Here is a 21,615-nt window from a genome sequence, read left to right on the forward strand (position 1 = left end):
TTAAAATGAATAAAACTGTTGCCAGTAATTAAACCAGAACATCAGGCACAAGCCGACTGGCAGCGCTGGAATCACGCCATCGACACGGTCCAGCAACCCGCCATGCCCAGGTAAGAACTGCCCGCTATCTTTCAGGTTGGCGCGACGCTTAAAAAAGGATTCAAATAAATCGCCGTATATGCCGACGATCGTGATCACCCACAGGCCTGGCAATAGCCACCAGGTGGCTACCGCTCCGGTGGCTTTCAAAGTGACAGCATACACCGCAACAGCCAGCAAAGCACCCAGTACACCTTCCCAGGTTTTACCAGGACTGATCGCGGGTGCCAGCTTGTGCCGCCCGAACTGTTTGCCGAAAAAGTAAGCCGCGCTGTCTGCCAGCCAGATGGTAGAAATAATCACCAGCAAGACGTAAGGATTGATTTCCTGAGCGATCACCAACGCCATCCACAACGACAACATCAAACACCAGCCGAGAAAGAGATTCACCGCCCGCTGTTTAAAAAAGGTATTAAAAAACATCGCCACTGGTACAACAATCAACCAGAAAGCAGTCATGCCCATAAATACTTGCAGGGCTCGATAAAAGAACCAGTGGAAGCCCCATTGCTGCAGCAACCCCAGCAGGCTGATGCCAGTGATTGTAGAAATGGCCAGGTAAACGCGCGTCTGCAGCGGGCTTAGCTGCAAAAAGCCGGCCCACTCACGCAAGCAGACCAGCGTCAGCACCAGCATGACAGACGCCCACCATAGCATGGGCAGGAAAAACAACGCCGGGAGGAATAGTCCCAGCAACACAAGTGCCGTGATGACTCTGGTTTTCAACATAGATTAAGAGGGGCTGCTATCGGTGCTGAACTGTTCACTGGTGCGTCCGAAACGACGCTCGCGTTGACGATAGGAAACTAATGCCTCCTCGAATGCCGCATCATCAAAATCGGGCCACAAGGTCGGCGTGAAGTAGAGTTCGGTATAGGCGAGCTGCCATAACAGGAAATTACTGATACGCGTCTCACCACCGGTGCGGATAAACAGGTCAGGTTCAGGCGCATAAGGCATGGAAAGATAAGGCGTCAGGTCAGACTCGCTGATCTCTGCGACCTGGCCCGGATTGGCTTGCAATAGCGCATTCACCGCATTGATCACATCCCAGCGGCCGCCATAGTTCACCGCAATCGACAGGGTCAGGCCGGTGTTAGCTGCTGTTTTTTGCTCGGCTTCCAGCATCTTCTGCTGTAGCACTTCGTTAAATGGGCTACGGTCACCAATCAGCTTGAGGATGACATTGGCTTCATGCAGCTTGCTGACTTCGCGTTCCAGTGCTTCCAGAAACAAGCCCATCAGGAAAGTCACTTCTTCGGAAGGACGGCGCCAGTTTTCACTGCTAAATGCAAACAAGGTGAGAAATTTGATATCCAGGCGGACACAGGCTTTCACCAGTTGCCTGACAGACTCCAGCCCACGCTGATGACCCGCTACCCGGGGTAAGAATCGTTTTTTTGCCCAACGTCCATTACCATCCATAATCACCGCCACATGTTGTGGCAGCTCATTGGTGTCGGGGACTTGCTTGGTAGAACTGGAGAAGAAACCCAAAATATATACGCTCAGCCAGATCGCAGCTTACACTGCCATCAAATCGGTTTCTTTTTGTTGTAACAGTTTATCGACTTCAGCCACGGCTTTATCGGTCATTTTTTGCACTTCGTCTTGTGCGCGATGCTCATCATCTTCTGAAATCGCTTTGTCTTTCACCAGCTTTTTCAAGGCATCGTTGGCGTCACGGCGCACATTACGAATGGCCACTTTCGCGCCTTCACCTTCGGTGCGCACAATCTTGGTCAAATCCTTGCGCCGCTCTTCCGTCAGCATAGGCATAGGCACGCGGATCAGATCACCATTGGTGGCCGGGTTCAGGCCCAGGTCGCTGTCGCGGATGGCTTTTTCCACCTTGGCGATCATGTTCTTCTCATAAGGCTGCACGTTGATGGTACGCGCATCGCCCAGGTTGACGTTGGCGACCTGGTTGACGGCCACATATGAGCCATAGTACTCCACCATTACATGGTCCAACAGGCCGGCATGCGCACGTCCGGTACGCACTTTTGCCAGGTCAGTCTTTAATGATTCCAGTGACTTTTGCATTTTCTGCTCAGCAGATTTTTTAATTTCTTCAACCATGGTTGCTCTCCAATCTCGCTTTACTTCTACACGCCTCAGTGGCCTTAAGCCCTGACGCGTGTGCCTTCATTCTCACCCAGAATCACGCTTTTCAAAGCGCCTTCTTTGAAAATACTGAATACCGCAATCGGCATTTTCTGGTCCCTGCATAAGGTGAATGCCGTGGCATCCATCACTTTCAGGTTTTTATTGATCGCTTCATCGTAAGACACCGTGTCATACCGTGTCGCGGATGGGTCTTTCTTCGGGTCAGCCGTATAAATGCCATCGACCTTGGTGGCTTTCAATACGATCTCCGCATCAATTTCCACACCACGCAATGCCGCTGCGGTATCGGTAGTGAAGAAAGGGTTACCGGTACCGGCGCCGAAAATCACGACTTTGCCTTCTTCCAGGTAACGAATCGCTTTGCCACGAATATAGGGTTCAGCCACCGCTTCAATGTTCAACGCACTTTGTACGCGTGCAGCCACGCCGGCATGCTTCATGGCATCCTGCAAGGCCATGGCATTCATGACTGTCGCCAGCATGCCCATATAATCCGCAGTAGCGCGATCCATGCCTTCGGCTGCGGGTGCGATGCCGCGGAAAATATTACCGCCACCAATCACGATACCGACTTGCACGCCCATGTCGACGATTTCTTTGACTTGCAAGACAATCGCATTCACCGTCTCACGATTGATGCCGTAAGCATCATCGCCCATCAGCGCTTCACCGGATAACTTGAGGAGAACACGCTTAAAAACAGGTTGTGCCATTGCTATTTTTCCCAAACTCAAAATGTGCCTATTTAATCACAAAACGCGGTTTCTTGGGCCGTAAACCGACCCCTTACGCATAAAAAAAGTGGAATCCACGGATTCCACTTTTTATCGTCAGCGATTTAAAGCGATTAAACTTTAGCTGCTGCCGCTACTTCAGCTGCGTAATCCACAACTGCTTTCTCAATGCCTTCACCAACTGTATACATAGTGAATGAAGCAACAGAAGCGCCTTTGGATTTCAACAATTGCTCAATTGACAGTTTGTCATCTTTCACAAAAGTCTGGCTCAGCAGCGTGACTTCTTTCAAGAACTTCTGCACTGTACCTTCAGCAATTTTTTCCAGCATGGCTTCTGGTTTGCCAGCTTCTTTGGCTTTTTCAATCGCGACACGACGCTCTGCGTCGATCAACGCAGCATCTACGCCGCTGGCATCCAGTGATTTTGGTTTTGCTGCGGCAATGTGCATGGCGATATCTTTACCTAAAGTCTCGTCACCACCTACCAGGTCCACCAGCACACCGATTTTGCTACCATGTACATAGCTGAACAACTGGCCTTTGGCTTCAGTACGCACAAAACGGCGTGGCGTGATGTTTTCGCCAATTTTACCAACTAGTTGCGCACGCACAGCTTCAACGGTTTCACCACGCAAAGGCACGGTACCAACCGCGTCAATGTTAGCCGGGTTATTTTCATTTACCACTTGTGCCAGGTCGCCGACAAACTTCAGGAACTCTTCGTTTTTAGCACAGAAGTCTGTTTCTGAGTTCACTTCGATCAATGTACCCAGTTTGCCACCGGTAGCGATACTGATACCAACCGTACCTTCAGCAGCCACACGGCCAGCAGCCTTGCTTGCCTTGTTACCAAAACGCACGCGCAGAATTTCTTCAGCACGTGTCAGATCGCCTTCAGCTTCAGTCAATGCTTTTTTACAGTCCATCATTGGGGCATCGGTGCGCTCACGTAATTCTTTCACCATGCCTGCGGTAATTTCAGCCATTTACTACTCCTTTTGTTAGGATTCCTGCTTGAGGATTTACTAAATATTCTTTATCAACAATACACTGACTGTGTGTCAGCCATATTGCATGCGATGCCAATAGAAAAAGGGGCGCATAGCCCCTTTTTTCGCTGCGAGTGATTACTCGGCAACAGCCTCTACAGGCGCTGCTGCTGGTGCTGTTTCTTCTTGCGCGGCTTTCACGATTTCAGAAATCGCGTTAGCACGGCCTTCCAACACTGCATCAGCCATACCACGAGCGTACAAACGAATCGCGCGGGATGAGTCATCGTTACCAGGGATCACATAAGTGATGCCATCTGGTGAGTTGTTAGTATCCACGATACCAATCACCGGGATACCCAGTTTACGTGCTTCAGTGATGGCGCCGCTTTCATGACCAACGTCGATCACGAAAATCGCATCTGGCAAGCCGCCCATTTCTTTAATACCACCGATGGAACGCTCGAGTTTTTCGATCTCGCGTTTGATGCCCAAAGCTTCTTTTTTACCGAATTTCTCGATGCTGCCATCTTGCAACATGTTTTCGAACTCGGTTAAACGCTTGATAGATTGTTTAACAGTTTTGAAGTTAGTCAACATACCACCCAACCAACGGTGGTTAACGTATGAGCAGCTAGCACGTTGCGCTTCTTCTTTTACGATATCGCGGGCTTGACGCTTGGTGCCCACGAACAGGATACGACCTTTGTTTGCTGCCAGGGTACGCACATATTTTTGCGCATCTTCAAACAGTGGCAGGGTTTTTTCAAGGTTAACGATATGGATTTTGTTACGATCACCAAAAATGAACTCAGCCATTTTCGGGTTCCAGTAACGAGTTTGGTGACCAAAGTGAACACCAGCCTCCAACATTTGACGCATAGTCACTGACATAATAAGTCTTTCTATTTCAAAGGGTTATTCATTCACATGCATTCAATAACACCCTTGCGGGCACCCTATGTGAATACATGCCAAGTTAATTGACCAAAAAGTCAATCCGCAATTATATGGCAGAAAACGCTTGTTTTCAAGCACTTACCATGAATATTCATGCGGAATGGGTGTCCCCGTCAGGACTCGAACCTGAAACTAGCCCTTAGGAGGGGCTGGTGATATCCTGTTTCACCACGAGGACAGCGACGGCATTTTAAACGTTCGCGACCAAAACACCTAGTGCAGCAAGCAGAAAACTCAAGTTTTACGCGAACGAAATGCTTAACCAAGGCATATGGTGCTTTCATTAACCATATGCCCGACAATTGAATGACGACACGACATCGACTATGAATAGCGACACAATCAATCACATGGCCGCAGCCATCCGCGCTGCCATTTTGGCGCATGAAGCTGATATTGAGAGCCTGGACCGGGAAATCGGTGACGGTGACCACTATATTAATATGAAGCGCGGCTGCGAGGCGATTACCACTATCGCGGAAGAGCTGGCGCCTTTATCAGCTGCCGATGCACTGAATAAAATAGGCATGAAGCTGCTGAGCACCATAGGCGGTGCATCCGGCCCATTATTTGCCAGTTTTTTCATGAGCGTGGGCAAAACACTGAAGGCCACCGATACAACTGCCACTAAAGACGTTGCCCTGGCTTTTGAGGCGGGCGTGCAGGCAATTATGCAGCGCGGCAAGGCGCAGGCCGGTGAAAAAACCATGCTGGATGTGCTGATTCCGGTCGCCGATACATTCAAGCAATTGGCCGAGCAAGGCAAGTCGACCAAAGAAATCGCCACGGCATTAAAGCTAGTTGCCAGCGAAGGCCTGGAATCCACGCGCAACCTGCTGGCTACCAAAGGTCGTGCATCAGGCCTGGGAGAACGCGCGATTGGTCACCTGGATGCGGGCGCTAAAAGCTGCGAAGTCATGATACATGCGGTGTGCGACCAACTATTGGCGCAACCGTAATAAACAATAATCAATACTAACGGTCTGCGACGCTAATTTAAGCAAGCACACGGGAGAATCAAAGTGAAAAAATTTCTGAATAATGTTGATCATATGCTGGCTGAAAGCCTGCGCGGGTTTGCCACCGCACATGCTGACCTGGTAGAGGTGCAATTTGAACCTACTTTTGTCACCCGCAAGCAAAAAGCACAACAAAAAGTGGCGTTGATTTCAGGCGGCGGCTCAGGCCATGAGCCTTTGCATGCGGGCTATGTGGGCAAAGGCATGCTGGATGCGGCCTGCCCTGGCCAGGTGTTTACTTCACCGACACCCGACCAGATGCTGGCCGCGGCGGAAGCCGTGCATGCTGATAAAGGTGTGCTGTTTATTGTGAAGAACTATGCGGGCGATGTGATGAATTTTGAAATGGCGGCTGAAATGCTGCCATTTGAACATGCCACCATCTACACCTCAGATGATTGTGCTGTGGTCAACAGCACTTACACCACAGGCCGCCGTGGCGTGGCTGGCACGGTGATTGTGGAAAAATGTGTGGGCAGCCTGGCGGAAACTGGCGCCGATCTGGCGGCGTGTAAAACACTGGGCGAAAAAATCAATGTGCGCACCTCCAGCATAGGCGTGGCACTCACCAGTTGCACTGTGCCGGCGGCTGGCCGCCCTACTTTTGACATCTCCGAATCCGAGATTGAAATGGGCGTTGGCATACACGGTGAACCTGGCCGCCGCCGCGAAGCCATGCGAGAAGCAGATGCGATCGTGAGCGATATGGTGGCGGCGATTGTGCACGATATTGAAGCCAAGCAGTTAGCAGCAAGCGGTGATATTTTATTGCTGGTGAATGGCCTGGGTGCTACGCCCTTGATGGAGTTGTACCTGATTTACAACAAGGCTGCCAGCTTGCTGGCTGAAAAAGGCTTTAGCATTGTGCGAAGCCTGGTTGGTAACTACACCACGGCTATTGATATGGCAGGCGCATCGATGACCATATGTTTACTCGATGAAGAGATCAAACAGCACTGGGACAGCCCGGTGCACACTGCAGGATTGCGCTGGGGCATATAACCGCTACCCCATCGCGTGCGGCTTACCAGCTAGGCGCCGAATACCGCCTGCCACAACTGCACTACCGGTTGCTGTAGCGGCTCCGCCAGGGCTTTATCCACTTTGGCAGGCTCGCCCTGCAATTTGCTGGCATGTATCCATGCCCGGTATTGGCGATATGAGTGCTGCACTTGTTCTGACAGGCTGGCATCGATCAAACCATTGTCTGCCAGCACGCCAAGCAAGGCGATATTGCCTTTATTTTCGGTCAATACCGGATACTCGGCTGCATGTAGCAACACCAGGTATTGCACCATAAACTCCACATCGATAATGCCGCCAGCCTCGTGCTTCAAATCAAACTTGGCAGCGTCAAAGCGATGCGAAGCTCGCATTTTCTGGCGCATGTCTATAATCTGCGGCTGAATATCCGCCTGCTTACGCCGGGTTTTCAACACCTCCAGGCGGATGCTTTCAAACTGCTTGCCCACCGCTGGCTCGCCCGCCACAAAACGCGCGCGCGTGATGGCCTGATGCTCCCACACCCAGGCTTTGCTTTCCTGGTACTCATTAAATGCAGTCACGCTGCTCACCAGCAGGCCACTATTGCCATCCGGCCTCAGCTGCAAGTCGGTTTCGTACAGCAGGCCTGCATTGGTAATGGTGTTGAACCAGGTATTCAGCCGCTGCGCGTAACGCGCATACACTTCCTGCGCATTGTCGGCATCATCGTCATATAGAAAGATAATATCCAGATCAGACAGGTAACCCAGTTCTTTACCACCTAATTTGCCATAGCCAATCACGGCGAACTGCGGTGCTTCCTTATGTTTAAAGGTGATATTCTGCCAAACGGTATGCAAACTGACCTGCAAAACCACCTCGGCCAGCGCGCTCAGGTCGTCTGAGATCGCCTCCAGTGGCAAGGCAGTCATTAAATCCTGGGCGGCGATTTTCAGTACGTTGGCATGTTTGAAGTGGCGCATGGCATCCATTTGCGCTTCAACATCGCCAGCCAAGTGTGCCATATGCTGGGTTAACTCGGCTTTCAACTGCACGGCATCCAGGCGTTTGAACAGGGTCTGTTTATTAAGCAATTCGTCCAGCAACACCGGGTGTGCAGACACGTATTGCGCGATCCACGGGCTGGCAGCGCAAAGTTTCACGATGAGCGACAACGCATCCGGAAACTCAGCCAGCAATGCCAGATAGCTGGCGCGGCGACAAATACTTTCCAGCAAATCCAGCGTGCGGATCAAGGCGGTATCCGGTACCGTACTTTGTTGCTGCACCGCTTCACGCAGCAATAACGGCATCAACTGGTCCAGGCGGCGCCTGCTTTGCTCAGGTAACTGCTGAATCTTCTGGCTGGCGCGTGTGGTTTTCAGCAACTGCAACAGATCGCCAGACCGCGTATAACCTTGCGCTTGCAACCATTGCTCGGCCTCTGGAGCCGCGATAGTACCTTGCCAGATGGCGGTTTCCTGCTGCAAATCATTGTTTTGCTGATCTTTAAAGGTATCGTCAAAAAAGCGCTGCACCCGGTCACGGTGTACGTTTAATTCGGCAATAAAATCTTCCCACACGCTATGGTCAAGCATTCGTAACAGGTATTGCCGATAGGTGTCAGAATCCGGCAAATCCTGGGTTTGCTGGTCATCAATATACATTAACCGGTGTTCAAGGTTGCGCAGGTAAATATAGCTTTCCTTGAGCGCTGCCACGTCTTCTTCCGGCAGCATGCCACGCTCGGCCAGACGGGTCAGCACCGCCAGGGTAGGTTTGATCTGCAAATCCGGCAGTTGCCCGCCACGGATCAACTGAAACACCTGTGCAATAAACTCAACCTCGCGGATACCGCCGCGGCCAAGCTTGATATTGTTGGATAAGCGGCGTTGCACCACATCGCGCTGGATCTGCGTTTTTAAATCGCGCATGGAAGCATAGGCGTTAAAATCCAGATACTTGCGGAACACGAATGGCCGGATCAGCCTGGTCAACGCATCTGCCGGACCATAGACCACGCGGCCCTTGATCCAGGCATAGCGCTCCCACTCACGGCCATAGTTCTGGTAATAATCTTCCAGCGCATCCAGGTTGCAAACCAGCGCACCTTCCGACCCGAATGGACGCAAGCGCATATCCATGCGGAACACAAAGCCATCGGCAGTCACATCATCCAGTGCAGTGATCAGCTTTTTGCCTAGCCGGGTAAAGAAATCCTGGTTGCTGATAGACTTTTCACCATCGGTTTCACCTTCCTGCTCGTAGGCAAAAATCAGGTCGATATCCGATGACACATTCAACTCTCGCCCGCCCAACTTACCCATACCCACCACAATTAATTGCTGCGCGTGACCTTGTGCATCGCGCGGTTCCCCGTAGATTTTTCTCAGCTCAGCATGATAAAAATCCGCAGCCGCAGTGATGGCCGATTCAGCCAGCGCACTGGTGATTTCTACGACTTCGGCAAAATCAGCCAGGCCATTCAGGTCACGCAAGATCATATGCGCCATCAGACGCTGGCGTATCTGGCGGATGTGTTGCAAAAAAACAGATTCTTCTAAATATTTTTCGCTGAAAAACAATGCATTCACATCTTCAGTCTGATAGGTCTTATATAAGTTATCTAACAAATCAGTCAGAGAATCTGTGTGTTTTGTAACGAATCTGGCAAAAAACGGGCTGCATGCCGCTGCATGTAGCAAATAGGCCGCTTCTGTAGACGGCACCTGCTTTTCTGTTAGAATTTGGTCAAGCTGTTGCATGGGATATCGCTCTTATGTGGTGTCTTGTGTGCTCGGAGAGTTGGTCAATCAGAACCAGAATAATAATACCTGAGGTTCACTCAGACTTTCATTTTTTGACATTGATTTTTGGGGGACGCTATGTCTATCGAATCTGTACTTCATGAACACCGCGCATTTGCGCCGGGCGCAGACTTTTCCAGCCAGGCAGCGGTGGGCAGCATGGAGGAATACAACCGCTTGTGCAATGAAGTTGCACAGGATTACCAGGGATTCTGGGCCAGACTGGCACGCGAATTATTGATCTGGCACAAACCATTCACAAAAACGCTGAATGAGGAGCAAGCACCGTTTTACAAATGGTTTGAGGACGGCGAATTGAATGTATCTGCCAATTGCCTGGACAAACACCTGCAAACCATCCCGAACAAGACCGCCATCATTTTTGAAGCCGATAACGGCGACGTCAAAAACATCACTTACAAAGCGCTGTATCACCAGGTGTGCCAGTTTGCCAATGGCCTGAAGTCACTCAATCTGGTTAAAGGTGACCGCGTCATTATTTACCTGCCCATGGGCATAGAAGCGATTGTCGCCATGCAGGCCTGTGCCCGTTTGGGCATTATCCACTCGGTGGTATTTGGCGGCTTTTCGGCCAAAAGCCTGAATGAACGCATTATTGATGCTGGCGCTGTGGCTGTGATCACTTCCGATGGTCAGTTCCGTGGTGGTAAAACTTTGCCGCTCAAACAGGCGGTGGATGAAGGTATTGCCATGGGTGGCTGTGAAAGCATCCGCCATATCGTCGTATTCAAGAAAACCGGCCAGGATGTCGCCTGGGATAGCAAATGTACCTGGTGGCACGACCTGATCGCAGGCAAACCAGATGAATGTGAGCCGGTGATGGTCAATGCCGAGCACCCTTTATTCCTGCTGTATACCTCGGGCTCTACCGGCAAACCAAAAGGCGTGCAGCATAGCTCTGCCGGCTATCTGCTACATGCGATGAACACCATGCGCTGGACCTTTGATATCAAGCCAGACGATATCTACTGGTGTACGGCCGATGTGGGCTGGATTACCGGCCACAGTTATGTGACCTATGGCCCATTGGCGATAGGCGCGACACAGATCGTGTTTGAAGGCATCCCGACCTTCCCTAACGCTGGTCGTTTCTGGGATATGATCAAGCGCCACAAAGTCAGCATTTTCTACACCGCGCCCACCGCGATCCGCTCATTGATCAAAGCCGGTGAATCCGACCCGGCGACGCATCCCAAACAATACGATCTATCCAGCTTGCGCTTATTGGGTACAGTGGGTGAACCCATCAACCCCGAAGCCTGGATGTGGTATTACGAACAAGTCGGCGGCAGCCGCTGCCCGATCGTGGATACCTTCTGGCAGACCGAAACCGGCGGCCATGTGATTACACCGCTGCCAGGGGCGACCAAACTGGTGCCAGGCTCCTGTACCCTGCCCTTCCCCGGGATTGATATTGATGTGGTGGATGAAACAGGCAATGACCTTCCCTGGGGCACTGGCGGCCTGCTGGTGATCAAAAAACCGTGGCCATCGATGATACGCACCATTTATAACGACCCGGAGCGCTTTAAAGCCAGCTATTACCCGGCTGAACTGGGTGGCAAAATCTACCTGGCGGGTGATGGCGCGGTGCGTGATGCCACCACCGGCAACTTCACCATCATGGGCCGCATTGATGATGTGCTGAACGTGTCTGGTCACCGCCTGGGCACCATGGAGATTGAATCTGCGCTGGTTTCCAACCATTTAGTGGCTGAATCCGCCGTCGTCGGCAAACCGCACCCGATCAAAGGCGAGTCTGTAGTGGCTTATGTGGTGCTGAAAGGCAAACGCCCGGAAGGCGAAGAAGCCAAAAAAATCGTCGCCGAATTGCGCGAATGGGTAGGCAAGGAAATCGGCCCGATCGCCAAGCCGGACGAGATCCGTTTTGGTGATAACCTGCCGAAAACGCGTTCGGGAAAAATCATGCGCCGCTTGTTGCGCAGCCTGGCGAAAGGTGAAGAAATCACTTCTGATATTTCTACCCTGGATAACCCGGCGATTCTGGACCAGTTGAAACAGGCTGTGAATTAACCACGGGTTGAATGCACTTGGAAGGCCTGATTATTTTATGCGTGTTTATCGCCATCGCGATTTTCCTGATGCGGAAATAAACCAAGCGCCAGCAGTTAAAGCCTTACACGTCTTCTTTAAACCGCCCGGCTGTAAATAGGTTAAACAAGTTGGATAGGTTAAAATAGCGGCTTTTAAACGAGCCGCTATTTTTTCATGTCCAGTTTGCAGCAAGAAGTCCAACGCCGTCGCACCTTCGCCATTATTTCTCACCCGGATGCGGGTAAAACCACGCTGACTGAAAAACTGTTGTGGTTTGGTGGTGCGATCCAGGTCGCCGGTGAAGTGCGTGGCCGTAAGGCTGCCCGTCATGCGACTTCTGACTGGATGGAACTGGAAAAGCAACGCGGCATCTCCGTGACCTCTTCCGTGATGCAGTTTCCATATCGTGAGCATATGGTCAATCTGCTGGATACCCCGGGTCACGATGACTTTTCTGAAGACACTTATCGCACCCTGACCGCGGTGGATTCCGCCGTGATGGTGATCGACTCGGTCAACGGTGTAGAAGCGCAAACCATCAAGCTGCTCAACGTCTGCCGTATGCGCGACACACCTATCATCACTTTTATCAACAAATTGGACCGCGAGAGCCGCGCACCTATCGAGTTGCTGGACGAGATCGAAACCACGCTGGGCATGGAATGTGCACCCATGACCTGGCCTATCGGCATGGGCAAAACCTTCCGTGGTGTGTATAACCTGGTCACCGACAGCATTCTGTTTTTTGACCCGCGGGCAGAAAAAGGTACTTCAGAAACCATACAGGGCATAGATAACCCGCGCCTGGACGAACTGATAGGCTACCAGGCGCAAGAGTTACGCGTCGACATCGAACTGGTACGCGGCGCCTCTAACGAGTTCAACAAAGAACGCTATTTAAGCGGCAAGCAGACCCCGGTATTCTTCGGCTCTGCCGTGAATAACTTTGGCGTGCAATCGTTGCTGGATGCGGTTGTAGACTTATCGCCACCGCCACAAGCACGCAATACAGCCACCCGCTCCGTGGCGGCCAATGAAGAAAAATTCGCCGGCTTTGTCTTCAAGATCCAGGCGAACATGGACCCTAAACACCGTGACCGTATCGCATTCTTGCGCGTATGCTCAGGCCGTTTTGAGCGTGGCATGAAGATCAAGCAGGTGGCTTCCGGCAAAATGCTTAACGTCAATAACGCCATCACCTTTATGGCGCAAGACCGCACGATTATGGATGAAGCTTATTCTGGCGACATTATCGGCATCCCTAACCACGGTACGATTAAACTGGGCGATACGTTTACAGAAAACGAAGCGCTTAAATTCACTGGCATCCCTTCATTTGCCCCGGAGTTTTTCCGCCGCGCGCGCATCAAGAACCCGATGAAAATGAAGCAATTGCAAATCGGCCTCAAGCAATTGTCTGAGGAAGGCGCGGCGCAACTGTTCCGCCCCCTGCTGTCGAATGACTTGATCCTGGGCGCAGTCGGTATGCTGCAGTTTGACGTAGTCGCCCACAGGCTGGAGCACGAATACGGCGTCGACATGATATTCGAGCCCTACGACTGTTACACCGCCCGCTGGCTGAAAGGCTCTGATGCCGACTTGAAAGCGATAGCCGATAAATACGGTTTTAACGTTGGCCTGGATAGTGCGGATGATTATGTCTACCTGGCACCTAACCGCGTCAACCTGCAAATGGCACAAGAGCGTTACCCGGATATCCAGTTTATGGAAACACGGGAAATCGCCTAAGCAACTTTCGCTATCAGCCCAACCATGTCCACTTTAGCGCCATCCGGCGTCCTCAAGGCATTATCACTCAAGCAACCGTTTGCCTGGCTGATTGCGAATGGCTATTTACTGGTAGATGACCGCAGCTGGGGCACGCAATATCGCGGCCCTATCCTGATTCATGCCAGCAAAGGCCTGTATGAGGCGTATTACCAGCACATCAGATCCAATACAGATGTGCCCATCCCCGACAGGGATAAACTGGAATATGGTGGCGTGGTCGGTATCGCAAACCTGGTGTTATGCAGCAAGCCGGGCGAGTTGCCTGCCGGCATCAGTCGCGAGCAACGCGCGCATTTCGGTGGCGTGCACCAGGAATATTTCGGTTTTTTATTTGAGCAGGCGAGACCATTGCCCTTGCTACCCTGTGCAGGCAAACTAGGCATCTTTGAGATTGATATAGACAAGCTGTTAGCTGCCCCGCCTGCTGCGCAACAAGCCTTGTTTTGATATGTGGACATCGTTTGCAGCAACGCATATGATCAGATTTGAAATGTTAGAGACTGGTTACGCATATGAAGAACGCCTGCCCCTGCTATAGCGGCAACCCTTACGCAGAATGCTGCCAGCCTTTGCATGCAGGGCAACCAGCGCCTGATGCAGAGCGCTTGATGCGTTCGCGTTACAGCGCCTATGCGTTGAAATTGCCAGCCTATATTTTGCAAACCTGGCATGTAGATACCCGTCCGAAAAATCTGACCCTGGAGGATTTAGGTGGAATCAAATGGCTGAAACTTCAGGTGTTGTCACATGAGCAACGCGACGCCAATACAGCGTTTGTCAGGTTTGTGGCCACCTTCCAGAGCGGAAAACTTAGAAAAGAACAACTGACTGAGCATAGTCACTTTAGCCGTGAAGATGGGCGCTGGCTGTATGTTGATGGGCAGCCTGATTCAGCTGCCTGATTAAAGAACCAGGCAATAAAAAAGGCAGCGATCTCGCTGCCTTTTTTATTGGAAAAGCAGAGTGACTTACAGCCCCTGCTTCAGGCTTTCCATAATGAACGGATCCAGATCGCCATCCAGTACGCCCTGCGTATTACCTATCTCGACATTGGTACGCAAGTCTTTGATACGCCCCTGATCCAGCACGTAGCTGCGGATCTGGTGTCCCCAGCCGATATCGGTTTTGGCGTCTTCCAGCGCCTGCTTTTCTTCATTACGCTTGCTCAGTTCCAGGTTATACAAGGCGCCTTTCAGCATATTCATCGCCTCTTCGCGGTTGCGGTGTTGCGAACGGTCGTTCTGGCACTGCACCACTACATTGGTCGGCAAGTGGGTGATACGCACCGCTGAGTCAGTTTTGTTGATGTGCTGACCACCGGCACCACTGGCGCGGTAGGTATCGATGCGCAGATCAGCCGGATTGATATCGATCTCAATGGAATCATCGACCTCAGGGAATATCTGCACGCTGGCAAAACTGGTGTGACGTTTGGAGTTGGCATCAAACGGAGATTTACGTACCAGCCTGTGGACACCGCTTTCAGTCCGCAAAGTGCCAAAAGCATAATCGCCGCTGACTTTGATGGATGCGCCTTTAATACCTGCGATATCGCCTTCGGACTCTTCCAGCACTTCTACTTTAAAGCCTTTGCGCTCTACGTAGCGCAGATACATGCGCAACAACATGCCGGCCCAATCCTGCGCCTCGGTACCGCCACTGCCAGACTGGAATTCAATAAAGCAATTATTGGCGTCCATAGGTTGCGAGAACATACGCTTGAATTCCATGGCGGCAATGATGGTTTCTATCTTTTGCGTATCTGCTTCTACGCTCAATATCGTGTCGTCATCATTTTCTTCGCGCGCCATATCGAACAATTCGCGACTATCGGAGAGTGACTGATGCACATCGTCCAGCGTCATGACTACAGTTTCCAGCATGCGCTTTTCTTTGCCCAGGTTCTGGGCCTTTTCTGCGTTGTCCCAAACCTTAGGATCTTCCAGCAGGCCATTGACTTCGGCTAGGCGTTGCTCTTTGTTTTCGTAGTCAAAGATACCCCCGAAGGGCCAGGTGACGTTGCGTCAGATCGCTGAGTGCATTGGCGATACTATTGAGGTGTTCAGCTTCCATTTTTCGATCGGTCAGTGAGTAAAACCAGCATTATACCGCAGGCTGGCATGTGATTCAGGGCTGTGTATAGGCATCAATTTAGTAAAGAATTCATATTTTTGTCACATTCATTGTCACAAAATAGTAAAATCACGGTCACAAAACCTTGTAACCGTCCGGGAGTTCTCAATGGCGCATGCCACCTTTGGCCGCATTATGGCTGCAATCAGCCCTAGAAACGATAACTACTTTGTGCTGTTTAACCGTTTGGCCGACTGTGCTGTGCGTGGTTCCAAAGTATTGGCATTAATGGCCGCAGAGGTCGATCAGGCTGGTTTTCACACCCATTTTGCTGAAATCCGCAAAATAGAATCCGAAGCGGACGAGTACACCAAAGAGATCCTGCTCTCGCTACACAAAACCTTTATCACCCCGTTTGACCGCCGCGAGATCCGTGAACTGGCGATGGCGCTGGACGATATCATTGATTATATGGAAGCGATTCCGCAAAGCGCGGAAATCTATGGCCATACCAAATTCACGCCTGAGATGGTGGCGCTGGCGCAAATCCTGTTACGCGCAGCTGAAAAAGTACGTGATGCCGTGCACATGCTGTCAGATATGAAAAATGCCGAGCGTATCTTGCGTACCTGTGAAGAGATCAGCACCATTGAAGGCGAAGCGGACCATATCATGCGCTCTGGCATGCACAGGCTGTTTGCCGAAGACCATGATGCGCGCACGCTGATTCGCTCCAAGCAACTGTATGATTTGTTTGAAGAGGCCGTCGATAGCTGTGAGGATGTCGCGGATGTGATTCACGGCGTTGTGTTGGAACGAATCTAAGGAACCACCATGGATCACGTGATAATCGTCATGGCGGTGCTCGTCTTCGTCGCCCTGATATTTGATTTTATGAATGGCTTTCATGATGCGGCCAATTCAATCGCATTAATGGTCTCTACCCGCTTGCTGACCCCGCAGGCCGCCGTGATCTGGGCCGCATTTTTCAACTTTGTCGCTTTTCTGTTTTTTGGTTTGCATGTGGCAGACACAGTAGGCAAAGGCATCATAGACCCCAATATCGTCAACAACACCATCATCTTTGGTGCCCTGTTTGGCGCGATCGCCTGGAATGTGATCACCTGGTGGTTCGGTATTCCTTCGTCGTCGTCACACGCGCTGATCGGTGGCCTGATCGGTGCCGGCATGGCGCACTCAGGCACCAAGGGCGTGATCATAGGCACCAAACTGATCAGTACCGGCATCGCCATCATTCTTTCCCCGCTATTCGGCATGCTGCTGGCGTTGCTGTTATCGATAGGCATCATGTGGCTGTTTCAGCGCTCTTCGCCTTACAAGATCGAAAGCCGCTTCAACAAAATGCAATTCATCTCATCCTCATTGTTCAGCCTTGGCCACGGCGCCAATGACGCACAAAAAACCATGGGCATCATCACCGTATTGCTGTTTGCCAACGGTTACCTGCAAGGTGATTTTCATGTGCCTTTCTGGGTGGTGATCGCCTGCCAACTGGCGATGGGCCTGGGCACGCTGTTTGGTGGCTGGCGCATCGTGCGGACTATGGGCATGGGCATCACCAAAATCCGCCCTACCGGTGGCTTTGCGGCGCAGACTTCCGGCTCCATCGCGTTGTTTCTGGCGACCAGCCTCGGCATCCCCGTTTCCACTACACACACCATCACCGGCGCCATTGTCGGGGTCGGACTATCCCGCCGCATGACAGCGGTACGCTGGGGGCTGGCGTCGCGTATTGTCTGGGCCTGGGTGCTGACCATCCCCTGCGCAGCCATCATGGCAGCGATCGCCTACCATATCGGCGAAAGTGTGCTGTAAGAAAATTGTTATGAAAAAGAGGCGCCAAGTGCGCCTTTCTTATTTTCTGGCGCGCCTTTTTTATTTTTTGTCACATTTCTGTCATATAAAGTTTCTAAGATTCACGCATTGCAAGATAACACCACACACAGGAGTGTATAAATGAATACCCAGCTGTTCCGCACTACTTTAATCGCTACACTGATTGTGCAAGCGTTCAGTTTTTCTCACACAGCGACTGCTGCTGACAAGATCATTAAAATCGATGGCTCAAGCACTGTGTACCCGATCACCGAAGCCGTGGCTGAAGAGTTTCAGCGTACCAAAGGGATTAAAGTCACTGTGGGCGAATCAGGTACTGGCGGTGGCTTCAAAAAATTCTGCCGTGGCGAAACCGACATTTCAGATGCTTCCCGCCCGATCACACAAAAAGAGATCGATCTGTGTAAAGAAGGTGGCGTACAGTTTATCGAGTTACCGGTAGCTTATGATGCGTTAACAGTGGTCGTAAACGGCAAAAATGACTGGGTGAAACAACTGTCAGTCGCTGAATTGAAAAAAATATGGGAGCCAAACTCTTCCGTTAAAAACTGGAAGCAAGTAAACGCGACTTTCCCTGACAAAGCCATGAACCTGTACGGTCCAGGCACTTCGTCAGGTACGTTTGACTACTTTACTGAAGCGGTCAATGGCAAATCTAAAGCCAGCCGTAAAGACTATACGCCTTCAGAAGATGACAACGTTTTAGTACAAGGTGTTTCAGGTAACGTAGGTGGTTTGGCTTACTTTGGCCTGGCTTACTACCTGGAAAATACCGACAAGCTGAGAGCAGTGCCTATCGTTGCCAAAGAAGGCAGCAAAGCGGTATTGCCTTCTGAAGCGACGGTGATGGACGGTACTTACCAACCCTTGGCGCGTCCTCTGTTTATTTACGTGAACGCGACTTCAGCAGCATTCAAACCGGAAGTGAAAGCCTTTATCAACTTCTATCTGGAAAATGCGCCAGAACTGGTGAAAGAAGTGAAATACGTGCCTCTGCCAAAAGAAGATTACGATGCGGTAAAAACGCATTTCAAAGCCATGAAACCAGGTACTGGTTTTAACGGTACTTCAGAAGTCGGCATCAAAATCACTGACCTGTTATCCCGTATCAAGTAATGATGAAAGGGGCTGATAAAGCCCCTTTTTTCGAGACTATTCGGCCTGTAACGCGGATTATCCGCTAAAATTCTTACCCCGACAGATCATTACTTTTGATCTTTTCTAAAGTTCAACATTATGGCGACTCAAGCAATGCAAGCACCCGTGGAACTGCCCATCAGCCCCAGACTGGCTAAAAACATCCGTAGAAACGTCAAAGAGCGTGTCATTGAACTGATACTGATGATGGCGGCACTGGTGGCCGTAGCGACGACCTTTGCTATCGTGGGCGTATTGCTTTACGAATCATTGAGCTTCTTCAAAACCGTCTCTGTGGTTGAGTTTTTCACCGATACCGAGTGGACGCCGCTGTTTGAAGATGCGCATTATGGCATCATGCCTCTGGTTTCAGGCACCCTGACTACCTCTGCGATCGCCCTGGCAGTCGCCGTGCCTATCGGCACCGTGTCAGCGATCTTCCTGTCCGAATTTGCTTCACACAAAACACGCGAAATCGTCAAACCTATCCTTGAACTGCTGGTCGGTGTACCAACAGTGGTGTTTGGCTATTTTGCCCTGTTTTTTGTCACCCCATTACTGCAATCCATCTATCCTGATCTGCCGAGCTTCAACATGCTGGGCGCAGGTATCGTGATGGGCATTATGATTATTCCTTACATTGCGTCTCTGTCTGAAGATGCCATGCGCGCGGTGCCTATGAGCATGCGTGAAGGCTCATATGCCATGGGCGCCACCCGCTTCCAGACGGCTGTCAAAGTGGTGACACCGGCAGCGATTTCCGGGATCGTAGCAGCGTATATCCTGGCGATTTCCCGCGCAGTGGGTGAAACCATGGTAGTGGCGATTGCGGCTGGCCAGCAACCTAATTTGACGTTCAACCCGCTCGAAAGCGCGGCGACCATCACGGCGTATATCGTGCAGGTTGCTATGGGTGATTTGCCGCATGGCAGCATAGGCTATCAAAGTATTTTTGCCGCGGGCCTGGTGCTGATGGCGATGACTTTGTCCTTCAATATCGTCGGCCACTGGGTACGCAAGCGTTACCGTGAGAATTACTAATTGTTCACGCAATCTTTGACGCAAAACTGACATATAACAACGATACACTGCCGCTAGCCAACCTACCGGAAGAAGCAGGAAAGACACCAAATGGAACATAAAGCTTCTGTACTTGAAAATCTGGGCGAAGTACGCGCCATGATTAAACGCCACAAGCGTAACGACACCCTGTTTGCCGCATTAGGTCTGTTATGCCTGATGTTTGGCCTGATGACGTTGATGTTGCTGTTCTGGCAATTGATTGCCGATGGTTACCCAAAATTCAACCTTGAGTTCTTGAGCGAATTCCCTTCCCGCCGTGCAGGCCGTGCTGGCTTGCTTTCCGCCTGGGTAGGTTCACTGCTGGTGATGAGCGTCACATTCCTGTCAGCCGTGCCTGTGGGCGTGGCAGCGGGTTTGTACCTGGAAGAATATGCACCAAAAAACTGGTTTACTGACCTGATTGAAATCAACGTCTCCAACCTGGCTGGTGTGCCTTCGATTATTTATGGCTTGCTGGCGCTGGGTTTGTTTGTCTACATCCTGGGTTTCGGCCAAAGCATACTCACAGCCGGTTTAACCCTGGGCCTGTTGATTCTGCCGATTGTGATCGTGTCGACACGTGAGGCGATCCGCGCCATCCCCGTCTCGATCCGGGAAGCCGCCTACGGTGTCGGTGCCACCAAGTGGCAAGTGGTGTATGACCATGTATTCAAGTACTCCTACGGCGGTATTTTGACAGGTGTGATTATCGGCATGTCACGTGCTTTGGGTGAAACTGCGCCTATCATCACGATTGGTGCGCTCACATTTATTGCCTTCCTGCCGCCCTCACCGATCACGACAGCACCGCCGTTCCTTAACTTTGAATGGCTGTCTTCTGGTTTCACCGTGATGCCGATTCAAATGTTTAACTGGCTGTCGCGCCCTGACCATGCATTTCACGTCAATGCGGCTGCCACTGGTGCACTGATCATTGTTGTCACCTTGTTGATGAACGGTGGCGCGATCTGGTTACGCTACAAAATTCGTAAAAATATTAAATGGTAATGCCACACAGGATTTAGGAAACATCATGGCCACAATAACGACCCCGATTAAAGCCGAAGCACGCGATTTAAACTTCTTTTATAGCAACGGTGCCCGCGCACTCAAAGGTATTTCCATGCCTTTGTACGAGAACAAGATCACTGCGTTGATTGGCCCCTCAGGCTGCGGAAAATCCACCTTCCTGCGCTGCTTCAACCGTATGCATGACCTGTACCCAGGCAACAAATACCAGGGCCAGATCGTGATGCACCCGGATAACACCAACGTGCTGGATAGCGGCGTCGACCCTATTGAGGTACGTATGCGCATCAGTATGGTCTTCCAGAAGCCTAACCCGTTCCCGAAATCCATTTATGAGAATGTGGCTTACGGCCTGCGCGTGCGTGGTGAAAACAACAAACGCATCATGGATGACAAAGTGGAAGAAGCCCTCAAAGGCGCTGCACTATGGAACGAAGTAAAAGACCGTCTGCATGACCTGGCATTCAACCTGTCTGGCGGTCAGCAACAACGTTTGTGTATCGCCCGCGCTCTGGCGACCGACCCGGAAATCATGCTATTCGATGAACCGACCTCCGCGCTGGACCCGATCGCGACTGCCAACATTGAAGAGTTGATGGTAGAACTGCGCAGCAAACTGACCATCCTGGTAGTGACACACAACATGCAGCAGGCAGCACGTGTGTCTGACTACACCGCTTATATGTATCTGGGTGAGTTGATTGAGTATGATGATACTGACAGGATCTTCACCAACCCTGGCCGTAAAGAAACTGAAGACTACATTACAGGTAAGTTTGGTTAATTCCACTCACTTAATAAAAACGCCGCAAATTGCGGCGTTTTTTATTGCTAAGCACAGCTGATAACTATGACCTGTGAAGCT

Annotated in this window: 20 protein-coding genes; 12 read left to right on the top strand and 8 right to left on the bottom strand. The window is 51.1% G+C overall.

The genetic code is table 11. The features are described from left to right. From ACTS9Y_RS15510 to rpsB, 6 genes are all read right to left on the bottom strand, one after another. Complete coding sequence (locus ACTS9Y_RS15510; protein WP_442586800.1) at window positions 1-828, bottom strand: phosphatidate cytidylyltransferase; 828 nt, start codon at window positions 826-828, stop codon at window positions 1-3. A gap of 3 nt (window positions 829-831) precedes the next feature. Continuing rightward, a complete protein-coding gene (uppS, locus tag ACTS9Y_RS15515; RefSeq protein ID WP_442586801.1) occupies window positions 832-1,596 on the bottom strand; it encodes a polyprenyl diphosphate synthase in 765 nt (254 codons plus the stop codon). Between the two features lie 27 nt (window positions 1,597-1,623). Then, a complete protein-coding gene (frr, locus tag ACTS9Y_RS15520) occupies window positions 1,624-2,181 on the bottom strand; it encodes a ribosome recycling factor (protein WP_442586802.1) in 558 nt (185 codons plus the stop codon). 44 nt (window positions 2,182-2,225) lie between these two features. Continuing rightward, window positions 2,226-2,942 (bottom strand): UMP kinase, encoded by a 717-nt coding sequence (pyrH, locus tag ACTS9Y_RS15525; RefSeq protein WP_442586803.1) that lies wholly within the window; start codon window positions 2,940-2,942, stop codon window positions 2,226-2,228. 134 nt (window positions 2,943-3,076) lie between these two features. Then, window positions 3,077-3,952: a translation elongation factor Ts gene (tsf, locus tag ACTS9Y_RS15530; RefSeq protein WP_442586804.1), complete on the bottom strand. Its 876-nt coding sequence runs from the start codon at window positions 3,950-3,952 to the stop codon at window positions 3,077-3,079. Between the two features lie 141 nt (window positions 3,953-4,093). Then, the gene (rpsB, locus tag ACTS9Y_RS15535) at window positions 4,094-4,849 is read right to left on the bottom strand and encodes a 30S ribosomal protein S2 (RefSeq protein WP_442586805.1); all 756 of its coding nucleotides are present in this window, start codon (window positions 4,847-4,849) and stop codon (window positions 4,094-4,096) included. Window positions 4,850-5,241: 392 nt separating this feature from the next. Here rpsB and dhaL point away from each other — a divergent pair, with 392 nt between their 5' ends. Together dhaL and dhaK are read left to right on the top strand one after the other, a co-directional pair. Next, window positions 5,242-5,874: a dihydroxyacetone kinase subunit DhaL gene (gene dhaL / locus ACTS9Y_RS15540; protein WP_442586806.1), complete on the top strand. Its 633-nt coding sequence runs from the start codon at window positions 5,242-5,244 to the stop codon at window positions 5,872-5,874. 63 nt (window positions 5,875-5,937) lie between these two features. Beyond that, a complete protein-coding gene (dhaK, locus tag ACTS9Y_RS15545; RefSeq protein ID WP_442586807.1) occupies window positions 5,938-6,936 on the top strand; it encodes a dihydroxyacetone kinase subunit DhaK in 999 nt (332 codons plus the stop codon). Window positions 6,937-6,965: 29 nt separating this feature from the next. Here dhaK and glnE read toward each other — a convergent pair whose 3' ends face one another. Further along, a complete protein-coding gene (gene glnE, locus ACTS9Y_RS15550; RefSeq protein ID WP_442586808.1) occupies window positions 6,966-9,683 on the bottom strand; it encodes a bifunctional [glutamate--ammonia ligase]-adenylyl-L-tyrosine phosphorylase/[glutamate--ammonia-ligase] adenylyltransferase in 2,718 nt (905 codons plus the stop codon). A 120-nt stretch (window positions 9,684-9,803) separates the two neighbouring features. Between glnE and acs the strand changes: the two genes are divergently transcribed. The 4 genes from acs to ACTS9Y_RS15570 all read left to right on the top strand — a co-directional run bounded on the left by acs (window position 9,804) and on the right by ACTS9Y_RS15570 (window position 14,494). After that, window positions 9,804-11,780: an acetate--CoA ligase gene (acs, locus tag ACTS9Y_RS15555; protein WP_442586809.1), complete on the top strand. Its 1,977-nt coding sequence runs from the start codon at window positions 9,804-9,806 to the stop codon at window positions 11,778-11,780. Between the two features lie 195 nt (window positions 11,781-11,975). After that, window positions 11,976-13,550, top strand: coding sequence for a peptide chain release factor 3 (locus tag ACTS9Y_RS15560; RefSeq protein ID WP_379056285.1), 1,575 nt, complete (start codon window positions 11,976-11,978; stop codon window positions 13,548-13,550). A 24-nt stretch (window positions 13,551-13,574) separates the two neighbouring features. After that, complete coding sequence (locus ACTS9Y_RS15565) at window positions 13,575-14,039, top strand: hypothetical protein (protein WP_442586810.1); 465 nt, start codon at window positions 13,575-13,577, stop codon at window positions 14,037-14,039. A gap of 65 nt (window positions 14,040-14,104) precedes the next feature. Next, window positions 14,105-14,494 (top strand): YchJ family protein, encoded by a 390-nt coding sequence (locus tag ACTS9Y_RS15570; RefSeq protein ID WP_442586811.1) that lies wholly within the window; start codon window positions 14,105-14,107, stop codon window positions 14,492-14,494. A 66-nt stretch (window positions 14,495-14,560) separates the two neighbouring features. On the opposite strand, the gene prfB is transcribed toward ACTS9Y_RS15570, so the two are convergent. After that, window positions 14,561-15,665, bottom strand: a protein-coding gene (prfB, locus tag ACTS9Y_RS15575; RefSeq protein ID WP_442586812.1) for a peptide chain release factor 2 whose coding sequence is annotated in 2 segments (ribosomal slippage) — window positions 14,561-15,583 and window positions 15,585-15,665 — 1,104 coding nt in all. Because the reading frame shifts where the segments join, the coding sequence is not laid out codon by codon here. A gap of 168 nt (window positions 15,666-15,833) precedes the next feature. Between prfB and ACTS9Y_RS15580 the strand changes: the two genes are divergently transcribed. The 6 genes from ACTS9Y_RS15580 (at window position 15,834) to pstB (ending at window position 21,534) form a co-directional block, all read left to right on the top strand. Further along, the gene (locus ACTS9Y_RS15580) at window positions 15,834-16,490 is read left to right on the top strand and encodes a DUF47 domain-containing protein (protein ID WP_442586813.1); all 657 of its coding nucleotides are present in this window, start codon (window positions 15,834-15,836) and stop codon (window positions 16,488-16,490) included. Window positions 16,491-16,499: 9 nt separating this feature from the next. After that, complete coding sequence (locus ACTS9Y_RS15585) at window positions 16,500-17,501, top strand: anion permease (protein WP_442586814.1); 1,002 nt, start codon at window positions 16,500-16,502, stop codon at window positions 17,499-17,501. A gap of 141 nt (window positions 17,502-17,642) precedes the next feature. Then, the gene (locus tag ACTS9Y_RS15590) at window positions 17,643-18,638 is read left to right on the top strand and encodes a PstS family phosphate ABC transporter substrate-binding protein (RefSeq protein WP_442586815.1); all 996 of its coding nucleotides are present in this window, start codon (window positions 17,643-17,645) and stop codon (window positions 18,636-18,638) included. 135 nt (window positions 18,639-18,773) lie between these two features. Then, window positions 18,774-19,700 (top strand): phosphate ABC transporter permease subunit PstC, encoded by a 927-nt coding sequence (gene pstC, locus ACTS9Y_RS15595; RefSeq protein WP_442586973.1) that lies wholly within the window; start codon window positions 18,774-18,776, stop codon window positions 19,698-19,700. 90 nt (window positions 19,701-19,790) lie between these two features. After that, window positions 19,791-20,729 carry a phosphate ABC transporter permease PstA gene (gene pstA / locus ACTS9Y_RS15600; protein ID WP_442586816.1) on the top strand — a complete coding sequence of 313 codons (939 nt, stop codon included), beginning with the start codon at window positions 19,791-19,793 and terminating at the stop codon, window positions 20,727-20,729. Between the two features lie 25 nt (window positions 20,730-20,754). Then, window positions 20,755-21,534, top strand: a complete 780-nt coding sequence (pstB, locus tag ACTS9Y_RS15605; protein WP_442586817.1) for a phosphate ABC transporter ATP-binding protein PstB — start codon at window positions 20,755-20,757, stop codon at window positions 21,532-21,534. Window positions 21,535-21,615 lie beyond the last annotated feature (81 nt).

The organism is Methylophilus sp. (assembly GCF_052173275.1).
Lineage (GTDB): Bacteria > Pseudomonadota > Gammaproteobacteria > Burkholderiales > Methylophilaceae > Methylophilus.